This is a genomic window from Xylanibacter ruminicola 23 (assembly GCF_000025925.1).
Classification (GTDB): domain Bacteria; phylum Bacteroidota; class Bacteroidia; order Bacteroidales; family Bacteroidaceae; genus Prevotella; species Prevotella ruminicola.
The window spans coordinates 2,416,275-2,434,820 of sequence record NC_014033.1 but is presented as its reverse complement, the minus strand read 5'-3'; the positions used below and the strand labels follow the sequence as shown (position 1 = coordinate 2,434,820).

Below are 18,546 nucleotides of genomic sequence, written 5' to 3'. Positions count from 1 at the left end.
AATTGATTTATATTTGCACCATAATTAACATTTATAATATAATAAAGTAATTATGGCAATATCTTTGGAAAAAGGACAGCGTATTGAAATTGGTCTGTCAAAAGTTAGTGTAGGACTCGGATGGGACCCCAACGAAGGTACCGGTTTTGATTTTGATTTGGATGCTTCGGCGTTTATGCTGGGAGCAAACAAAAAACTTCCTAAGGACGAGTACTTTGTATTTTACAACAACCAAAAGTCTCCTGATGGAGCGGTTGAATCTACTGGTGACGATCTTACTGGTGGTAATAGCGATGGTGGCGATGATGAAACTCTGAATGTTGATCTAACTAAAGTAGACCCTCAAGTTCAGGAAATTATCTTCACAGCCACTATCTACAAGGCTGAAGAAAGAAAGCAGAACTTTGGGCAAGTGAGAAACTCTTATATCCGAATTTATAACTCGATCACTAATGAGGAAATCGCTCGTTATGATCTTGATGAAGACTTCTCGATTGAAACTGCCGTGGAATTTGGCCGACTGTATCGTCGTAATGGTGAATGGAAGTTTGAAGCAATGGGAATCGGTAATAAGGGTGGTTTACAGGCTTTGGTTAATAAATACCAGTAATTATGGCTATTGTCCTCGAAAAGTCAGGTGACCAGCATCGGATTAATCTTGAAAAAGGTTGCTCCTCTTTCTCTGGTGAGATTATTATTAATCTCGACTGGAGTAAAGGAGGCTTTTTAAAGCAGATGTTTGGAAATCCGGTTGACCTTGATTTAGGTTGTTTCTATGAACTGCGTGATGGGTCTAAAATGCTTATTGATGGTCTACAGTTCTCACGTAATCGTGGTGGTAACCGTCATCAAGTAACGCGTCAAGGTTGTTATGACCAAAAGCCTTTTATATGGCATCAAGGTGATGATCGTGGCGGAGGTTCGTCCTCTGGAGAAACCATCCTCGTCAATCCTAAAGGCGTGAATGACATTAAACGAATCGTAGTTTACACATTCATCTTTGAAGGTGTTGCAAAGTGGGCAGAAACAAATGCAGTTGTAAAGGTCAAGGTACCAGGCAATGAAGATATTATTGTAGAAATGGGACAACAATCAAGCAGCAAACGCTTTTGTGCCATAGCTGAACTTGATTTTGGAGGAGATAATTCTATTACGGTAAAGAAACTTGTAACTTTCCACGATAGTCACAGTGACTGTGATCGTCAATATGGTTGGGGATTTACTTATAAACCAGGTAGTAAGGACTAAAATAAACGGATATGGCTATTAAACTTGAAAAAGGACAACGCATCAACCTTGAAAAAGGAAGTGGTGCAAAACTAACCAACTTTTGTGTTGGATGTAACTGGGGAGCTATTACTAAGAAAGCTTTCTTTGGAATGACAACAACTACTGTTGATGTTGACTTAGACTTGAGTTGCTTGTTATTCAATGAAAAAGGAGAAGTTGTCGATCACATTTGGTCTCCCTTATATAATTTGGGAAAAATAGGACTTCCCCAAGGTAAGCTTGATTCAAATGACCGTGCACTTCATCATACAGGTGATGACCTTACCGGAGATCAAGATGGTGATGATGGCTTGGATAATGAGATTATTACAGTTGACCTTGCTCGTGTAAGCAGTAATGTTAACTCAATTGTTTTCTTCTTGAACATATATAACAACAATGATTATCAGGGAGATTTCTCAGGCATACCCTACGCATCTATTCGTATGTATGAGGGAACACCAACCAAGGTGAAAGAAGTTTTTGCGCAATATGACGTTGCAACTAAAACTGACTGTGTAGGAAAGAGGGCTTTAGTAATGGGTAAACTCTATCGTCGAAATGGCGAGTGGAAGTTTGCTGCTATTGGAGATGCTTTTGAAGACCGCTCAATCGCGCTTACGATTGCGAGAGTTGCTAAGGATTATAACAAATAAAGACAACAAAATATGAGAAGATTACCTGTTTATTTATTGCTTGATACCTCTGGTTCCATGTATGGTGAACCTATTGAGGCTGTGAAGAATGGCGTTCAGACGCTTGTCTCAACACTGAGAAGTGATCCGTATGCTTTGGAAACAGCATACATTAGTATTATTACCTTCAATTCGAGTGCTCAACAAATAGCTCCGCTAACCGAATTGGCTTCGTTTCAACCGCCTGTAATTGATGCGAGTGGCTGTACAGCCCTAGGCGAGGCGCTGAATCTACTGGCTCAGAAAGTTGATACAGAAATTGTAAAGACAACAGCTGAAGTTAAAGGCGACTGGAAACCCATCGTATTCATTATGACTGACGGAGAACCAACAGATGACTTGCAGAAGGGGCTGAATGAGTTTAGAAAGCGTAAGTTTGGTATGGTGGTCGCTTGTGCTGCTGGTCAAGGTGCAAACACCAACACTTTGAAGCAAATTACAGAGAATGTGGTACAACTTGACACTGCAGATAGTGCTACAATCAAGGCATTCTTCAAGTGGGTAAGTGCAAGTATCAGCACTGGAAGCCAAAAAGTTGAGGATACTCACGGTGATGTTGCTACTATGAGCGAGTTGCCACCGCCACCTCCAGAGGTAAACATTGTTGTATGATAATAGATGATATGAGGGTGTGCCTGCTATTGTTACATCCTCATATTGTTAAAGATTAGGAAATATGGCAAATTACGATTTTGAAAAACTAAATAGAGTTATTGAGGGGCAGGAAGTCCCTTCTAATGCTGAAGATAACAGCAATTATATACCCCAGCAGGAAGGAAATCTCGTTTTTGCAATTATTGCCGGACTATTGTCTAGTGTTTTAATTGCCAGTCTCTGGGCTTTGATTACGGTAAATGCTCAAAAGCAATGGATGATTATGGGTATTTTGGCGGGTTTTGCTGTTGGTTATGTAGTTCATCTTATAGGGAGAGGTCGAACAATCCCTATTTCACTCATTGGCGGATTTTTTGCCTTATTGTCTTGTGTATTGGGAGATTACTTCACGAATGTTGGTTTTATAGCCCAGGAAGAAGGACTTGCCTATTTCGAGACATTAACAATGATTGACAATACTTATTTCTTTGAAATTGCATTTGCTGATTTTGATTTCTTTAGTTTAATTGTTTATGGAATTGCTGCCTATGAGGGCTTTGCAATATGTTATAAAACAGACTCATGAGACATTTACCAGTTTATATATTGATTGATACTAGTGGTTCTATGAAAGGTGAACCAATAGAGAGTGTTAAGGTAGGGCTAGCTGATATGGTTGCAACCTTGCGCCAAGACCCATATGCTCTTGAAACAGTATGTATTAGTATAATTACCTTTGATAGAGAAGTAAGTCAAGTTCTACCTCTTACGGAGCTCGAAAACCTTCAAATGCCTGATATCCTGACTCCAGATACAGGTCCGACGCACCTTGGTAAAGCTTTAAAAATGCTTTGTGACAAAATTGCTGTGGAGGTAAAAAGGGGTACTCCAGAACAAAAGGGTGATTGGCGTCCACTTTTGTTTATATTGACAGATGGAAAACCCAGTGATGTACAAGATTATAATCAAATTATTCCGAAAGTAAAGAGTTTAAATTTTGCTAGTATAGTAGCTTGTGCAGCAGGCCCAAAAGCGAAGGTTGAACCACTTCAGCAGTTGACAGACCAAGTATTCAGACTTGACACTATGGATGCTACTTCTTTTAAGAAGTTCTTCGTATGGGTATCTGATGTTATTGGACTTGGTGGAAAGAGCGTTGGTACTACAGATTCAATAGAACTGCCCGGACCACCAGAAGAAGTTAATATCGTAATTTAGTAGAAATATGAGAAGATTACCAATATATTTTCTGATTGATGTATCAGAGTCAATGGTGGGAGACCCCATCACACAAGTAGAGAATGGAATGAGGAATATCATTCAGGAATTGAGGACAGATCCTTATGCTCTTGAAACGGTTTTCGTGTCCGTCATCGCCTTTGCTGGTAAGGCCAAGAGCCTATCTCCATTGACAGAACTATATAAGTTCTATCCTCCAAAATTCCCGATTGGTGGTGGTACTTCTTTAGGGACTGCCCTCAATTATTTGATGGATGATATGGAGAAATCTGTTCAAAAGACTACATCAGAAATGAAAGGAGACTGGAAACCAATCATCTTCCTGTTTACAGATGGTACACCTACAGACAATCCCAATCCTGCTATTGAAAGATGGCAAAAGCTATATCAAAAAAAGTGCAATCTTGTTTGTATTTCATTAGGAGATAATGCTGATACCCATTTATTGGGGAAACTTACTGAGAATGTTTTACGATTGAAAGAGACCGACGAGTATTCGTTCAAGGCTTTCTTTAAATGGGTGACAGCATCGATTAAAACCAGTAGCGTTTCAGTAACAGATGCTGGTATTGATGATTTACAGCTTGCTCCGATGGATGGCATTAACCTGGAAAAAGTAAATACAGAAGAACAGTGTGTTGTCGATGAGAACTTTGCCGTTCTTATGGGAAAGTGTTCAAACACAAAGAAAACATATCTTGTAAAATATGCTAAACGTATTGGAGATATTCGCGGATTGGAAAGCCTTGGAATAAAGGCGACTGATTATAAACTCGTTGGTGCATTTCCTGTTGACGAGGAAATTTACAACAGTTTGAGTGAAGGTAAATCTAACCAAAATATTAATACGATGTCACTGCGTGGAGTGCCAACATGTCCGTGTTGTGGCAACCAATATGGAGTAGTAGTATGCGATTGCGGTAATATCATGTGTTCTGATGGTAATACTCAGGCATGCCCTTGGTGTGGAACGGAAGGTGCTCTTGGTGAGATTGAAGAAGGAGGAATGAACATTACTAGAGGACGAGGATGAAAGACTATTTTTTAGAAGTATTGCGCCGTGCTGGCATAGAACCCACAGATTGTGAATTTGAAGACTTTGAAAAAAGACTTGTCTGTGGATTGTGGAACAAGATAAAAAATGAACGTATGGACGAAAGGCTTATAATTAAGAATGCTGTAGATTCTGCTCCAATAATTTTACCTAATGGAAGAGTTGGAGAGCAGTATAAAACTTCTGTTGATTTTAAAGTAGATGGTGTTGAAGATTACGAAATAATCGGACTTGATGCTATCGGTTTGAATTTTGAGAAAACAGATACCGGGTTTATTATTTCCGGAACTGCTCAGCCAGAGGATATAAAAGGTGGAGATTTTATTCTTTTCCTTAGATATAAACCCAAAGGAATCCTTGAAGGTGAAGAGTGGTTGGAGAGAAAATTGACTTTTATATTAAATCCTGATCCCAAGACTCTTTGGAAAGATATTCCAACTCCTAGAGACACAGAATATTACAAAGAGGATTCACAGATGCAATATGTGAAAGTTGAAGAAAAAGACGGTGTTCCCCGAAAGGATATTGTAGCAGCAAGTCAACGTGGTCGTTCTCATGCTCATGAAGGTAAGCCTCGCGATGATCATTTTCTCTTGCATTACTGTAAGGATACAGAATGGTATATTATGGCAGTCGCTGACGGTGCAGGTTCTGCAAAGTATTCTCGAGAAGGTTCAAGAATCGCTTGTGAGACGGTAGTAGAGCACTGCATAAATGCCCTTATGGATTGCGCTGATTTCGAAGAGGCCATAAAAATATATTCAGAAGACGAAATGCAATTGAGAGGTGTGAGGGATTTTTCTTATAAAATTCTTGGGAATGCAGCATTAAAAGCTTATAATGCCATCAAGAAAGAGGCCGAAAGAAAAGAAGGCGCAAAGATGAAGGATTATGCAACGACGTTACTCCTTTCTATATGTAAACGATTTGATTTTGGTTGGGCGGTTGCATCTTTTTGGGTTGGTGATGGTGCTATGTGCGTATATGACGCAGACAATCACACTGCAGATATGTTAGGTATGCCAGATGAAGGGGAATTTGCAGGTCAAACACGTTTCCTTACAATGCCAGAAATATTCAGCGATAGCAATTCTTTTTACAATCGATGCCGCTTTAAGATTTATCCAGACTTCACTGCGCTTATGTTAATGACTGATGGCGTGAGTGACCCAAAATTTGAAACAGATGCCAATCTCCAAAATATAGATATGTGGGACGAGTTATGGAAAGACCTTGCTGATAATGGTGTTGAGTTAACTGATGACAACGAGAAATCGCAGGAACAGCTTCTTGGCTGGCTTAACTTCTGGGATAGAGGTAACCATGATGATAGAACTATTGCAATATTATATTAGCCTATGGCACAGAAAATAACATTGAAAGCCGCTGATGGCAGTACCGTTGAATTCATAGACGAAATCAAGGCACAAGGTGGAGTGAAAGATGTTTATTTCAGTCCAGATAAGTCGTATGTTGTAGCATTTTACAGAACACCTGTAAATCCTAATGATAAAGAAAGAATTAATAATATCGTTGGTATTTATCGAGAAAAAATATTTAATGGTCCAGGTGGAGATTATTGGAAACAGATGTTCGCTTGGCCAACAAAAATGGTTGAATGGAATGGTAAGATGGGAATAGTCATGCCATTCTACGACCGAAAGTATTTTTTTGATGGTGGTCCGTTTGATGGCAAAGAAAAGGAAGGGAAATGGTTTGCTTCTGCAAAATTGAGAAATCGTTTCTTACCTGCTGATCAAAAGGGTACATTCTTGACGAATCTACATATGTGTATAAAAATAGCAAGAGCAGTCCGAAGGTTACATGCAGCAGGACTTGCACATTCCGATTTGTCATATAAGAATATATTGGTTGACCCAATTACTGGAGCTGCATGCATTATAGATGATGACAGCCTTGTTGTTCCAGGAAAGTTTCCACCAGAGGTTTTAGGAACTCCCGACTTCATAGCTCCAGAGGTTATGGAAACAAAAGGGCTTCCGCTTACGGATAAAAATCGGAAATTGCCAAGTATTTACACAGACCGCCATGCCTTGGCTGTCTTGATATATATGTATCTGCTCAATAGACATCCACTTCGTGGTGGTAAAGTTCATGATGTGAATGACGCTGGACGAGATGAGGAGTTATCTATGGGTATCAAAGCTCTTTTTATAGAACACCCTACAGACAATTCCAATAGAGTTAAACCCCAGCAATTGGCTCCATCAGAACTTCCACAGGGTGACCCTTCAAAATTGCCCTATACAATTTGTGGACCTTATTTGAAGGCTCTGTTTGACCGTGCCTTTATCGATGGACTTCATGACCCTATGAAGCGACCAAGCGCAGCAGAATGGGAAGATGCTCTTGTTAGGACTACAGATCTTGTCCAACCTTGTCAGAACAGTAAATGCGAGGCCCATTGGTTTGTTTTCGACAACACGAGGAAACCACGTTGTCCTTTCTGTGGTCAGGAGTATCATGGTCAGTTACCTGTTCTTAATCTCTATTACTCTCCATCAAAAGGAAAGTTCATACCAGAGAATTATCGCCTAATGGTCTATGACAAACAGACTCTTTATATGTGGCATGTTAATCGATACATTGCAGCTAATGAGAAGACTACAGATGAGAACAAAAGGCCTGTAGGCGATTTCCACTTTCATAACGGTCAGTGGATTCTCATCAATCGCAGGCTTAATTCTTTGTGGGATAAGACAGAAAACAAGCAGATACCTGTTGGTGGCTTTGTTCCTTTGACTGATGGCCGCCAAATACTCCTTTCTACAGAAGATGGGGGCAGATTGATTGTAGTTCAACTTGTAAATAATTAATATTATGGAATATATTAAAAGGACATATAAGGATGTAAAAGGAGACTTTCTATACAAAATAGGTAAAGCACAACTCTTTGGAGAATCAGATTGGGTTGGAATCAGTCAGCAAGGAATTTATCTTGCGGACAAAAATGGCTCATTAGGATTCTTCGAGTGGAATTGGATTAAGGAAATATATTTTTCTTCAGAACTAGAGGTGATATACATTTTTTTCTATGATTTGGATTCTATATTGAATAAAGTTATATGCCAAGCTAAATTTTGGTTTAAGATGTTCTATATCAAATCTAAATACAGTGAAAAATCTATGATTTGGGGATTGCAGGATACAGAACAACCAGATGCAATTTTTGACGTTGTTCAGTATATCGAGTCTAATAATTTTTGTAAGATAACTAGAGTATAATAATGTTATGGCAATAAAAGATCAGTGTTTACAATGCATTCATTATGCATCTGGTATATGTAATGTAGATAATGCATCACCAAATTACAATCAGATGTCGTGTGAGTCATATAGAAAAGTTGGAATTAGTTTGGAAAAAAATACAGATGATAAATCTGTTCTTTCTAGTCCAAATGAGTCTTCCTTATCTCAAAATGAAAGGCAGAGTATGTTTGCTCATCCATTTTCATTTGAAGGTAGAATTCGACGTACAGAATATTGGTTATCAACCATAATAGTTTATATCTACGCTATTATTGTTGGTTTTATTGTGGGAGCTAATAATGGGAGTGAAGGAATGATGTATTTCTTTTTAATTCCTGGTTATTGGTTTATATGGGCACAAGGAGCGAAACGATGTCATGATCGTGATAATAGTGGTTGGTATCAAATAATTCCATTTTACGGGCTATGGATGCTCTTTGGAGATGGTGATGCGTATGAGAACAGTTATGGCCCAGACCCCAAAGGACGAAATGTAATGTCATGAATATAAATATTATAAGAAATAACAAACCATATGGTCCATACGATGAGCATACGTTGCTTTCGTATGTAAACACAGGTCAGATACTACTCCATGATAAAGCCATTGCTGTTGGGGAGAGCATTCCTCAAACCGTTGGCTATTATCTCAAAAGGGCTAATCTAAAAGTACATCGTCAAAATAAAGGCAACATCCTTTCACAAATTGCAGCAATCGGAGGAGAGCTACTTTTCCCACGGACGACACTCTTTTCCAAGCAATTCTTATTTGACCAACGATTCTTGATTTTGGCATTAGTAGGGTTGTTACCTATGCTAATCATGCAGATACCACTTGGCGGATTCTTTGTCTTTTATGAAGTATCTCTCTATTTCTCTGTTATATGGGGATTGTTTTTCTATGACTGTTTTAAGACTCCACAGGTTGGACTTAAAACGACTTTAGCCGTATTCTTTATTACACAGGCTTTTGTTTTTGCTGCTTGGGGGGTTGGCTTGCCCAATTTAAACCCATTCTACTCGTTTACAGAAACAGTCTTTCCTTTGAATATTATAGGATATACTCTTGGAGTGGGCTTTACCGAAGAATTGGCTAAAGCAGTTCCTCTTCTTATTATTTTATATAAAGCAAAAGAGCCGCTTATTCCACAAACAGTAGTTTATTATGGTTTGATTTCTGGCATAGCCTTTGGTGTATGGGAAGGTGTGCAATATCAAATGACTGTCAATGCTGAACAAGAATATACGGTATCTTTTTATCTGAACATATTACGTTTAACTAGTCTACCATTCCTACATGCTTGTTGGTGTGGTATTACTGGCTACTTCCTCTCATTTGCGAATCTCTATCCAAAGTATCGTAAGGGATTGTATGTTCTGGCTTTCACAATACCGGCACTGATTCATGGCCTGTATGATTCTATTTCTTCATGGCCTTTCGTTTCTTTGTTCTTGGTATTCATCGGCTTAATGCTTCTCATGGTATATTTGAAACAAACTGTAAACTATCAATCAAAACTCAGACAATAATATGGCAAAAAGATCAAATGGAACAGGAATTCCTGGATTAACTTTTTCATGGAAAAGGGCTTTGGGAATAACGCAGGCAAAGCAAAATGTTGCCAGACGAACAGGCGTACCTACGTCGAAGGCTGGTTTGGAACGCAAGATTGGCAAAATGCTTTTGGATGCCCTCTTTAAGAAGTGAAATTGATTCGATGCAACCTTGCAAACTAATAAGTGCAACAATTCGTGTAGGAGTATTGCAATGTTTGGGAATTACGAAAAGAATAAAAAAAAGGATGTACCTTTGCACTATCAATAATAACAATCAAAAAAAAGACATGAATATGAAAAAGCTATTATTAATGTTTGTCCTTACAATGGGACTGATCGTAAATGCTAGTGCTCAGGGTTGGTATTCTGACAGCGACGTTTCATCATCTCATAAAGCATCGTTGACGATAATGAATCGTTCGTCGTATTCCTTGACGGTTAAGATTATGAGAACGGGAGAGAGAGGGTTGTATCAGATTCTTTCTATAGCTCCCCAATCTTCAGGTTATGTTACGTTTTCAAAGAGTGACACTTATTTTACCAAAACGAAAGCAACAAAAGGATTTGAAACCCTTTACAAGAAATCTTCTCCGTTCTCTGTCCAATGTGATGCTGCTGGTTATTCACAAGGCACCTTAGAGTTCTTTGTGTCATCAGGAAGAGGAGGAATGGGACAAGGTATATCTAAAGCAGAATTTGAGAAAAACAAGTAGGCTATGAATAAGTGTTATGCTTTCACCATGATGGAGTAGCAAGATGGTTATCGGAATAAAAGTTGATTAAAATATGAAGAAAAAAGTATTGCATTGTTTTAGTACCGCCTTATATTGGATTGGATTTTTCATTTTGACACTAATATATCCCCAATTAGGTGATTTCTTAATGTTTGCAATACTACTTTTTGCCCTTATTTCAATAATATATTGTTGTAATTACTATTTAAAGAAGTTCATTAAAAGAAATAATTAGATGAGAAAAATAATTCCTATCGCATTTGTATTAGTATTCTGGGGCCTATATTATATAGGTATCACATATCCGGGAACTGGAGAAGTGATAGCAATAATTGTAACTCTGATAGCTCTATTGTACCTGCTATTCAACATCAAAGGATGGCTTAAGAAGGTAGTTAACAATATCAATTAAATGAAGTAACATGGAATAAAGACACAAAATATGAATATGAGCAGTTCTGTTTCTAAATCAGGTCTTGAACGCAAAATAGGTAAAAAGACTATTATGCGAGATAGAATACAAGATTGTTTGGTGCTTTTTGGGCATTTTTACAAAGTTTTTGGGGTTATCGCCTCAATTCTGATTTTTTTGGCAATATGTAGGAACAATACTGTAATAGCGTCATTATTAATTTCAATCTCTGCTGGAGTTGTTGTTACTCTTGCTTGGATGTGGTTTGTGTTATCGACTGTATCATACATAGCGTTATTCACTGCAGGTGGTGTTATTTGGGGTATTTGTGTTTCAGATTATGCTATTTGCGCAATATCCTTAGGTGTTGGTGCGGTTTATTATTTTGCATATAAGTTATTTAATAAATAAAAAATCTATTTATGAAACAAAATCATTACACTGGCTTAACCGATGCCCAGGTGCTCGAAAGCCGTAAGAAACATGGCGCGAATCGATTAACTCCACCAGAGAAAGAATCTCTGTGGAAAATGTATTTTGAGAAGTTTGAAGATCCCTTGATTGTAATATTAATGGTAATCGGTATCTTCGCTATTGGAGTATCCTGTTATGAATTCTGGGGATTAGGTGAACCTTTTCCTGTTTTCTTTGAACCTATTGGAATCTTTGTTGCTATCCTGTTAGCTACAGGTCTTGGTTTCTATTTTGAATTAAAAGCTCAAAAGGAGTTTACTCTTTTGAATCAGGTTAATGATGAAGAGGTTGTACTAGCTATTAGAAACGGTAATGTTGTAGAAGTACCAAAATGCGACATTGTTGTTGGCGATATATTGGTTCTTCAGACAGGTCAGGAGATTCCTGCAGATGCGAAACTGTTGGAAGCCGTTAGTCTGAATGTTGACGAATCATCTCTTACTGGTGAGCCTGTCCATCCTAAAACAACTAATGAGGCAGAGTTTGATAGCGAAGCGACATACCCCTGTAACCAGATATACCGTGGAACCCAAATTATGGAAGGTCACGGTTATGCAGAAGTTTTTGCAGTAGGAGATAATACCGAAAATGGAAAGATAATGCAGTCTCTAGTCGGTGCAGATTTTGATGATGAAGAAGAGGATGACGAGGCTTTGGTAGGCTTGGATGAGAAGCAAAAGAGAGCTGTCAAACTGCAAAGAAAGAATAAGGTGTCTAAGAAGGTCAAGACTCCGCTGAATGAACAGTTAGATGGTCTTAGCGATCTCATTACGAATATTAGTTATGTGTTTGCTGGTTTAATCATCGTTGGTAAACTCTTGGTTTATTTTGACTGGGCATTACCTGTTTGGGGATTGATAATTCCTACTGCCATTTTCTTCTGGCTTGTTATTAAGAAGTTTGAAGATTTCAGCAAATGGCAGTGTATGACGACGATTGTTGTATTCTTCGCAATTTTTATAGGTGCAGTAATCGGACTTCATAATTTACTCTTGCCAGAAGCTGAGATGTCTCATTTGATGGCATACTCATTAGAAACGATAATGATTGCTGTTACCTTGGTTGTTGTCGCTGTTCCAGAAGGATTGCCTATGGCCGTGTCACTTTCTCTGGCAAATTCTATGCGTAAGATGCTTAAGACGAATAATCTTGTTCGTAAGATGCACGCCTGTGAGACTATGGGAGCGACCACTGTAATTTGCACAGATAAGACCGGAACTCTCACTCAGAATCTGATGCAAGTTAAGGAAAGTGTTATTGACGAGGATGCTTTTGTATATGAAGCAATGGCTGTGAACTCCACAGCTTCGCTTGATTTTTCTGAAGGAAAACCACATGCAATTGGCAACCCGACTGAGGGCGCACTTCTTCTTTGGCTCTACAATAAGAAACAGAGTTATCAGGAACTGCGTGAAGCTACAAGTCGTTTGGCAGAAGTACCTTTCTCTACAGAGAGGAAGTATATGGCTACAATGGTGCAATCAGGCGTCAAGGAGGGAAAGAAAGTGCTTTATGTTAAGGGCGCTCCTGAGATAGTATTAGGTTTATGTAAACACATGCCGTCAAATCATAGCAAAGAGGATTATGAGAAGACGCTTCTTGACTATCAGAAGAAAGCGATGAGAACCTTAGGTTTTGCTTACCAGATTATTGAAGATGATCAAAAGGTCATCGAGAATGGCAAACTGGTTGCGGATGATTTAACGTTTATGGGTATCGTAGGCATTGAGGATCCTATTCGTGAAGATGTTAAGGATGCTGTGGAGAAATGTCTGCATGCAGGTATTGACGTTAAGATTGTTACTGGTGATACAATTGCAACGGCTCGTGAGATTGGTCGCCAGATTGGTATCTGGAAGGATTCATATACAGAACGGAATATTATTGACGGACGTACTTTTGCTTCTCTCTCTGAGAAGGAGTTGTTGGAGAGAGTTAATGACCTCAAGATTATTGCTCGTGCACGCCCAATGGACAAGAAGAGACTTGTAGAAGCCTTGCAAGCAAAAGATCAGGTTGTTGCTGTTACAGGTGATGGTACCAATGATGCTCCTGCACTTAATGCAGCCCATGTTGGTCTTTCTATGGGTGCAGGAACTAGCGTTGCTAAAGAAGCTAGCGACATTACCATCATTGACAATTCGTTTGCAAGTATTGCCCGTGCAGTGAAGTGGGGACGTTCACTTTTCCAGAACATACAGCGTTTCTTGCTATTCCAGCTTACCGTAAACGTTGCAGCTTGTTTCCTGGTTCTTTGTGGTGCTTTTATGGGAACAGAATCCCCATTAACTGTTACACAGATGTTGTGGGTCAATCTAATCATGGATACATTCGCTGCATTTGCACTGTCTGCTCTACCTCCAACAGATAGAGTAATGAATGATAAACCAAGAGATAGAAAGGCCTTTATCCTGGATAAGTCAATGCTCGCTAATATCATTGGTGTTGGTGGTTTCTTCTTCGTATTATTACTTGGATTCCTCTATATTTTCCAGCATAGTGATATTCAGCAGCTCACCGATCTCATGACATTATCACTTACTCCAGAGAAGAATGCTGTGACACCTTACGAGTTAACATTGCTCTTTACAATTTTTGTGATGACACACTTCTGGTATATGTTCAATGCCAGAGCGTATAAGAGTGGCGGTAGCGGTTTGAATCTCAAAGGCTGTGACGGATTCATTACCATTACCATTATTATCTTGGTTGGTCAAATCCTCATAGTTCAGGCCCCGTTCCTTAACAGCTTCTTTAACGTCGTTCCACTTAAGATGGTTGACTGGGCTATCATTATTATTGGTTCTGCTTTGGTAATGATTATACGTGAATTGTTTGCATTAATAAAGAAAATCTAAAATGTAAAATTATGAAATCTTTAGAAGAATTGAAAAAAGAATTGTTGGCAGATGGTATCATCGATGCTGACGAAGTAAAAGAACTGGAAGAGGTCTTGTATGAAGACGGTGTGATTGACAAAGATGAAGCAGACTTCCTCTTTGAGCTCAATGATGCTGTAACTGGTAAGGCCAATGATCCTTCATGGGAGATATTCTTTGTTAAGGCCATCACTTCATTTGTTCTTGATGACGAAACAAGTCCAGGGGAGATTGATGATGATGAAGCTCAGTATCTCTATGATAAGATTAAGGGGGACGGTCAAGTTGATGGCACAGAAAAAGCACTGTTACTGAACATCAAGGCAAAATCTAAGAATTTTCCGAAGATTTTGGAAGACTTACTCTGATATTTAGATAGGATTAGAGGCACTTATTTGTGCCTTCTAATCCAATTTAATTAATAAAAAATTTGAATACTATAAATTATGTTTAGGGCACCATTTTATTCAAACGGAAGAATTGGAAGAGTGGAATATATACTATCTCTTTTGATTTTTATCGGAGCTGATTTTATTTGTAGACTTATTATTGGAGCACCAAGTAATAATGGGGCCTATGCTATTATACTGATAATCCTGTGGGTATTCATGTTAATGCAGGGAGCTAAAAGATGCCATGATATTGGGAATTCTGGCTGGTGGCAACTAATTCCTCTATATTTCGTTTGGCTTATGATTGCCAAAGGTGATGATGGAGAAAATGAGTATGGCAAACCTGAGTGATAACCTATAACGATATACAGTTCATAACAAATAAGAACAATGAAGCGAATATTTCCTGAATCAGAATTGATAATTAATTCAGATGGATCATGTTTCCATTTGCATTTACGTCCAGAGCAGTTGGCTGACCGTATTATTCTTGTTAGTGATCCTGCATCAGTTAACTTGGTCGCAGATAATTATGAAACCCGAGAGTGTGAAGTAGAAAGCCGTGAGTTCCATACCATCACAGGTACATATAAAGAAAAAAGGATTACTTGCTTGTCATATGGTTTTGGCTCAGAGAATATGGACATCGTTATTAACGAACTTGATACACTTGCAAATATCGATTATGTAACACGAGAAGAAAAAGACGAGCACCGTACTCTAACGATGGTTAATGTCGGAATAAGTGAAAGCGTACAGCCAAATATTAAACCAGGAACGCCTGTTGTTACACAAAAGGCAATTGGTTTTGATGGTTTACTGAATTTCTATGCTAATAGAGATACTGTATGTGATTTATCATTAGAAAAGAGTTTCGTAGACCATATGAGTTGGAATCCTATTAAGGGCTCACCATATGTTGCTACAACAGTGAAAAAACTAATTGAGCAGGTCGCTCAAGATGATCTTATGCGTGGATATACAGTCTCTTGTATAGGATTCTATGCTCCACAGGGTAGAGGACTAAGACTTCCATTAGAAGACAAAATGCTTAAAGAGAAATTAGCGTCATTCGAATTTGAAGGAGAACGTATATGTAATATAGACATGGAGTCCGCTTCAATAATAGGACTTGCATCATTGTTGGGGCATAAAGCTATTTCTTGTTGTATTGTCGATGATGCGGGACAGATTTCGCATCTTGATAAGAATGAATCGTTTAATTCGCTGATTAAAATTGTAATGGATAGAATTTAGGACGTGTCAACATATAAAAACTTGTAGCATGAAACAATTACTATTAACCTGTCTTTCTGTAGTTTGTTGTCTTCAAACTATAGCTCAGAACATAAAGCGCCCAGAAACATATAATTACTTAAGGGGGCATGAGGCTATTCAGGAGCAGAAATACGAGGATGCTCTTGATTATTTCAACAAAGATGTACAGGAGAATCCTAAAAATGGATATTCGTTTGTGTGGATAGCTTCGTTAAGAACTCGTTCAGAGGAATATGGTAGAGCGCTTACTGCTGTTGATTTGGCAATAAAATACCTTCCAAAGAAAGACGTGGATTACACTTCGTTTGCACATACCACAAGAGGAGACATATATCTACATTTGGGAGATACCATCAAAGCTTTATCTGACTATACCGAAGCAATACGTTTGAAACCCAATGAAACAAAACCTTATGAGGATAGGGCGCAGGTATATTACGAGCAAGGTGATTATGCTCGTTCTGATGCAGACTATCGGAAGATGATAGAGCTAAAGCCTGGTGATGTTATGGGGTATATGGGGATTGGACGTAATGCTAATGCCCAAGAGCAATGGGTGAACGCTATCAAGCAATTTGATTATGTAGTCAAGTTGGACAACAATTACTCATCGGTTTATTCATTTAGAGCTGAAAGCTATATTGGCTTAAAGAAGTATAGTGAGGCTATTGACGATATCATTGCTGCGTTGATAATAGATGGCGATCAAAAAGCGTATTATCTTATGCAAAACATCGTGGATGATGCTTTCGCACTACTCAAGACGAAATTAGTAATTCAAAGTAATAAGAATCCTAATGATCAGGCATGGCCTTATTATTTGGGAGTGGTATATGACCGGAAAGGTGCTACGAAGAAGGCTATTGAGTATTACAAAAAGGCGGCAGAGATAAATACGACTTCTGTGATATTCAGAAGTATTGCTGTATGTTATGAGAGTATTGGTGAGTACGATTTGGCTTTGACGTATTTGGAAAAAACGCTCCAAATGGATCCTAAAGATGTTAGAGCTCAGGCTACCAAAGCAGATGTGTATTATGAATCAGGTCGTGTTGACGATGCAATAAGGGTTATGGATGATATTATAAATAGTTATCCCGAATGGGATTACGCATATCATCGCAGAGCATGGTTTAAAGAGAATGGGGGATATACCGATGGCGCTATAGATGACTACACAATAGCTGTAACACTTGACCCAGAGGATGCATATTCCTATTTCTGTAGAGGTAAAATGTATGAGAAAAGAAAGGATTCTGATTTGGCAAAAGAAGATTTCTTGAAAGCTATAGAACTGGATGTTGAGCCAAGCGATCACTCTGTAGCTCAATTTGCTTTTTTCCATTTGGGGGAAAAGGAGAAAGCTATTGATTTCATGAACAAGATTATTGAAAAATCAAATGATTCTTATTATGATGCAGCATGTTTGTATTCGTTGATGGATGAAAAAGAAACAGCATTGAGCTATCTTAGAATGGCTTTTTCACACGGATATAGAAGATTTGCACACATTGCGATAGATAGAGACTTGGATAATATTCGCAATTTATCTGAGTTTAAAAGTATGGTAAATGAATACAAAGAAAAGCATCAAAGAGAACTGAAAGAATACGAGGACGATTCCGTTGAAAGCAAACAATCAGGTAAAACAGAAGTTACTGAAGTCCCCTTTACCAAAGAAGGTGGGGTGTGCAAGGTAAAATGCACAATTAATGACTTACCTCTGCACTTTGTGTTTGATACTGGGGCAAGTGATGTTACTTTGTCGATGGTTGAAGCCACCTTTATGATGAAGAACGATTATCTTACAGATAAAGATGTCGTTGGCAGTCAACACTACATGGATGCCAATGGTGAAGTAAGTGTTGGTACTATTATCAATTTACGCAAAGTAAACTTTGGGGGATTAGAATTAAAGAATGTTCGTGCCTCGGTGGTTAGAAACCAAAAAGCACCATTGTTGTTAGGCCAGAGTGTGCTTGGAAGATTAGGTAGAATAGAAATCGATAATGGCAGGGATGTTCTAAAGATAACACAAACTACCAATCCGTAATAGTAATTATCTTGTGAGCGAAAAACTCCAAAACTTATGAAAAAGTTAATATTAGGAGTGATATCAGGGGCAGGCATCATATTGTTGTTGATGTGCTGTGCTAAAAAGAACCATCAGGTTAGTCCGCAAAAGGTGATTACTTGGGAGAGGTTGGACACGTTTGTGTTTGTGAATCCAATGTATAGGGTAGTGTATCCAGATTACTTTGAGGTTAATACTGCAGAGCAGGATAGTGGGCATGCCTCGTTCTACTATACTATCAATGGAAATAATGTTGCGCTTAGGACTTTTTCTATTCCAAGATATGAACTCTGGGACGTAAATACATTCGCTAATTCTGTAGAAAGATTTATCATGGAGATTGGGAATGATACTATTACCATGAAGGAATTGCACTTAAACTATTTCTATATGGAAAGCAGAGCGAAAAACAATGAATATAAATGCTATGAGAAATACGTATTGGGTGATGAAGATATCTTTGTGCTCGCATTAGACTATCCTGAGGGAATCGAAGATAATCAAGTGGAACGCCTGAAGGAGTTGGTGCATGATTGGAACCCGAAATAATTAACCTTCGCAAGGCTTGCGAGGAGTGGAAGGGTTGATTGTTTCGAGGATTATTTGTATCTTTGCAGCAGTAATA

21 protein-coding genes are annotated in these 18,546 nt (G+C 38.5%); all 21 read left to right on the top strand.

The window, feature by feature from the left end; genetic code table 11:
• Positions 1–52 precede the first annotated feature (52 nt).
• The 21 genes from PRU_RS10435 (at position 53) to PRU_RS10345 (ending at position 18,470) form a co-directional block, all read left to right on the top strand.
• The gene (locus PRU_RS10435) at positions 53–610 is read left to right on the top strand and encodes a TerD family protein (RefSeq protein ID WP_013064878.1); all 558 of its coding nucleotides are present in this window, start codon (positions 53–55) and stop codon (positions 608–610) included.
• Between the two features lie 2 nt (positions 611–612).
• Complete coding sequence (locus tag PRU_RS10430) at positions 613–1,248, top strand: stress protein (protein ID WP_013063752.1); 636 nt, start codon at positions 613–615, stop codon at positions 1,246–1,248.
• Between the two features lie 11 nt (positions 1,249–1,259).
• Positions 1,260–1,925 (top strand): TerD family protein, encoded by a 666-nt coding sequence (locus PRU_RS10425; protein ID WP_013065631.1) that lies wholly within the window; start codon positions 1,260–1,262, stop codon positions 1,923–1,925.
• Positions 1,926–1,937: 12 nt separating this feature from the next.
• Positions 1,938–2,576, top strand: a complete 639-nt coding sequence (locus tag PRU_RS10420; protein WP_013063246.1) for a vWA domain-containing protein — start codon at positions 1,938–1,940, stop codon at positions 2,574–2,576.
• A 64-nt stretch (positions 2,577–2,640) separates the two neighbouring features.
• Entirely contained in the window at positions 2,641–3,144 is a 504-nt protein-coding gene (locus PRU_RS10415) for a hypothetical protein (protein ID WP_049769146.1), read from the top strand.
• Positions 3,141–3,776 carry a vWA domain-containing protein gene (locus PRU_RS10410; RefSeq protein WP_013064383.1) on the top strand — a complete coding sequence of 212 codons (636 nt, stop codon included), beginning with the start codon at positions 3,141–3,143 and terminating at the stop codon, positions 3,774–3,776. Before PRU_RS10415 ends, PRU_RS10410 begins: the two co-directional genes overlap by 4 nt.
• Positions 3,777–3,783: 7 nt before the next feature.
• Positions 3,784–4,830 carry a TerY-C metal binding domain-containing protein gene (locus tag PRU_RS10405; RefSeq protein ID WP_013063981.1) on the top strand — a complete coding sequence of 349 codons (1,047 nt, stop codon included), beginning with the start codon at positions 3,784–3,786 and terminating at the stop codon, positions 4,828–4,830.
• The gene (locus tag PRU_RS10400) at positions 4,827–6,206 is read left to right on the top strand and encodes a PP2C family serine/threonine-protein phosphatase (RefSeq protein WP_013063570.1); all 1,380 of its coding nucleotides are present in this window, start codon (positions 4,827–4,829) and stop codon (positions 6,204–6,206) included. The genes PRU_RS10405 and PRU_RS10400 overlap by 4 nt, the downstream gene beginning before the upstream one ends.
• Before the next feature lie 3 nt (positions 6,207–6,209).
• Complete coding sequence (locus PRU_RS10395) at positions 6,210–7,688, top strand: helix-hairpin-helix domain-containing protein (RefSeq protein ID WP_013063837.1); 1,479 nt, start codon at positions 6,210–6,212, stop codon at positions 7,686–7,688.
• A 4-nt stretch (positions 7,689–7,692) separates the two neighbouring features.
• Positions 7,693–8,097, top strand: coding sequence for a hypothetical protein (locus tag PRU_RS10390; protein ID WP_041386112.1), 405 nt, complete (start codon positions 7,693–7,695; stop codon positions 8,095–8,097).
• A 7-nt stretch (positions 8,098–8,104) separates the two neighbouring features.
• Positions 8,105–8,626, top strand: coding sequence for a DUF805 domain-containing protein (locus PRU_RS16340; RefSeq protein WP_143040025.1), 522 nt, complete (start codon positions 8,105–8,107; stop codon positions 8,624–8,626).
• Positions 8,623–9,651 (top strand): PrsW family glutamic-type intramembrane protease, encoded by a 1,029-nt coding sequence (locus tag PRU_RS10380; RefSeq protein ID WP_013064782.1) that lies wholly within the window; start codon positions 8,623–8,625, stop codon positions 9,649–9,651. The genes PRU_RS16340 and PRU_RS10380 overlap by 4 nt, the downstream gene beginning before the upstream one ends.
• Before the next feature lies 1 nt (position 9,652).
• The gene (locus tag PRU_RS16125) at positions 9,653–9,829 is read left to right on the top strand and encodes a hypothetical protein (RefSeq protein WP_177168130.1); all 177 of its coding nucleotides are present in this window, start codon (positions 9,653–9,655) and stop codon (positions 9,827–9,829) included.
• Positions 9,830–9,971: 142 nt separating this feature from the next.
• Entirely contained in the window at positions 9,972–10,391 is a 420-nt protein-coding gene (locus PRU_RS10375; RefSeq protein WP_143040026.1) for a hypothetical protein, read from the top strand.
• Between the two features lie 469 nt (positions 10,392–10,860).
• A complete protein-coding gene (locus tag PRU_RS15865) occupies positions 10,861–11,235 on the top strand; it encodes a hypothetical protein (protein ID WP_187288010.1) in 375 nt (124 codons plus the stop codon).
• An 11-nt stretch (positions 11,236–11,246) separates the two neighbouring features.
• Positions 11,247–14,156, top strand: a complete 2,910-nt coding sequence (locus PRU_RS10370; RefSeq protein WP_013065581.1) for a cation-translocating P-type ATPase — start codon at positions 11,247–11,249, stop codon at positions 14,154–14,156.
• Between the two features lie 11 nt (positions 14,157–14,167).
• Positions 14,168–14,545, top strand: a complete 378-nt coding sequence (locus PRU_RS10365) for a hypothetical protein (RefSeq protein ID WP_013065137.1) — start codon at positions 14,168–14,170, stop codon at positions 14,543–14,545.
• A gap of 78 nt (positions 14,546–14,623) precedes the next feature.
• Complete coding sequence (locus PRU_RS10360) at positions 14,624–14,920, top strand: DUF805 domain-containing protein (protein WP_041386108.1); 297 nt, start codon at positions 14,624–14,626, stop codon at positions 14,918–14,920.
• A 39-nt stretch (positions 14,921–14,959) separates the two neighbouring features.
• On the top strand, positions 14,960–15,826 hold the full coding sequence (locus PRU_RS10355; protein ID WP_041386107.1) for a nucleoside phosphorylase: 867 nt from the start codon (positions 14,960–14,962) through the stop codon (positions 15,824–15,826).
• Positions 15,827–15,854: 28 nt separating this feature from the next.
• On the top strand, positions 15,855–17,900 hold the full coding sequence (locus PRU_RS10350; RefSeq protein WP_013063374.1) for a tetratricopeptide repeat protein: 2,046 nt from the start codon (positions 15,855–15,857) through the stop codon (positions 17,898–17,900).
• 36 nt (positions 17,901–17,936) lie between these two features.
• On the top strand, positions 17,937–18,470 hold the full coding sequence (locus PRU_RS10345; RefSeq protein WP_041386105.1) for a hypothetical protein: 534 nt from the start codon (positions 17,937–17,939) through the stop codon (positions 18,468–18,470).
• The last annotated feature ends 76 nt before the right edge of the window (positions 18,471–18,546 follow it).

Coding starts and splice junctions, on each gene's coding strand:
- PRU_RS10435 (WP_013064878.1), top strand. CDS start 53: ATGGCAATATCTTTGGAAAAAGGACAGCGTATTGAAATTGGTCTGTCA.
- PRU_RS10430 (WP_013063752.1), top strand. CDS start 613: ATGGCTATTGTCCTCGAAAAGTCAGGTGACCAGCATCGGATTAATCTT.
- PRU_RS10425 (WP_013065631.1), top strand. CDS start 1,260: ATGGCTATTAAACTTGAAAAAGGACAACGCATCAACCTTGAAAAAGGA.
- PRU_RS10420 (WP_013063246.1), top strand. CDS start 1,938: ATGAGAAGATTACCTGTTTATTTATTGCTTGATACCTCTGGTTCCATG.
- PRU_RS10415 (WP_049769146.1), top strand. CDS start 2,641: ATGGCAAATTACGATTTTGAAAAACTAAATAGAGTTATTGAGGGGCAG.
- PRU_RS10410 (WP_013064383.1), top strand. CDS start 3,141: ATGAGACATTTACCAGTTTATATATTGATTGATACTAGTGGTTCTATG.
- PRU_RS10405 (WP_013063981.1), top strand. CDS start 3,784: ATGAGAAGATTACCAATATATTTTCTGATTGATGTATCAGAGTCAATG.
- PRU_RS10400 (WP_013063570.1), top strand. CDS start 4,827: ATGAAAGACTATTTTTTAGAAGTATTGCGCCGTGCTGGCATAGAACCC.
- PRU_RS10395 (WP_013063837.1), top strand. CDS start 6,210: ATGGCACAGAAAATAACATTGAAAGCCGCTGATGGCAGTACCGTTGAA.
- PRU_RS10390 (WP_041386112.1), top strand. CDS start 7,693: ATGGAATATATTAAAAGGACATATAAGGATGTAAAAGGAGACTTTCTA.
- PRU_RS16340 (WP_143040025.1), top strand. CDS start 8,105: ATGGCAATAAAAGATCAGTGTTTACAATGCATTCATTATGCATCTGGT.
- PRU_RS10380 (WP_013064782.1), top strand. CDS start 8,623: ATGAATATAAATATTATAAGAAATAACAAACCATATGGTCCATACGAT.
- PRU_RS16125 (WP_177168130.1), top strand. CDS start 9,653: ATGGCAAAAAGATCAAATGGAACAGGAATTCCTGGATTAACTTTTTCA.
- PRU_RS10375 (WP_143040026.1), top strand. CDS start 9,972: ATGAAAAAGCTATTATTAATGTTTGTCCTTACAATGGGACTGATCGTA.
- PRU_RS15865 (WP_187288010.1), top strand. CDS start 10,861: ATGAGCAGTTCTGTTTCTAAATCAGGTCTTGAACGCAAAATAGGTAAA.
- PRU_RS10370 (WP_013065581.1), top strand. CDS start 11,247: ATGAAACAAAATCATTACACTGGCTTAACCGATGCCCAGGTGCTCGAA.
- PRU_RS10365 (WP_013065137.1), top strand. CDS start 14,168: ATGAAATCTTTAGAAGAATTGAAAAAAGAATTGTTGGCAGATGGTATC.
- PRU_RS10360 (WP_041386108.1), top strand. CDS start 14,624: ATGTTTAGGGCACCATTTTATTCAAACGGAAGAATTGGAAGAGTGGAA.
- PRU_RS10355 (WP_041386107.1), top strand. CDS start 14,960: ATGAAGCGAATATTTCCTGAATCAGAATTGATAATTAATTCAGATGGA.
- PRU_RS10350 (WP_013063374.1), top strand. CDS start 15,855: ATGAAACAATTACTATTAACCTGTCTTTCTGTAGTTTGTTGTCTTCAA.
- PRU_RS10345 (WP_041386105.1), top strand. CDS start 17,937: ATGAAAAAGTTAATATTAGGAGTGATATCAGGGGCAGGCATCATATTG.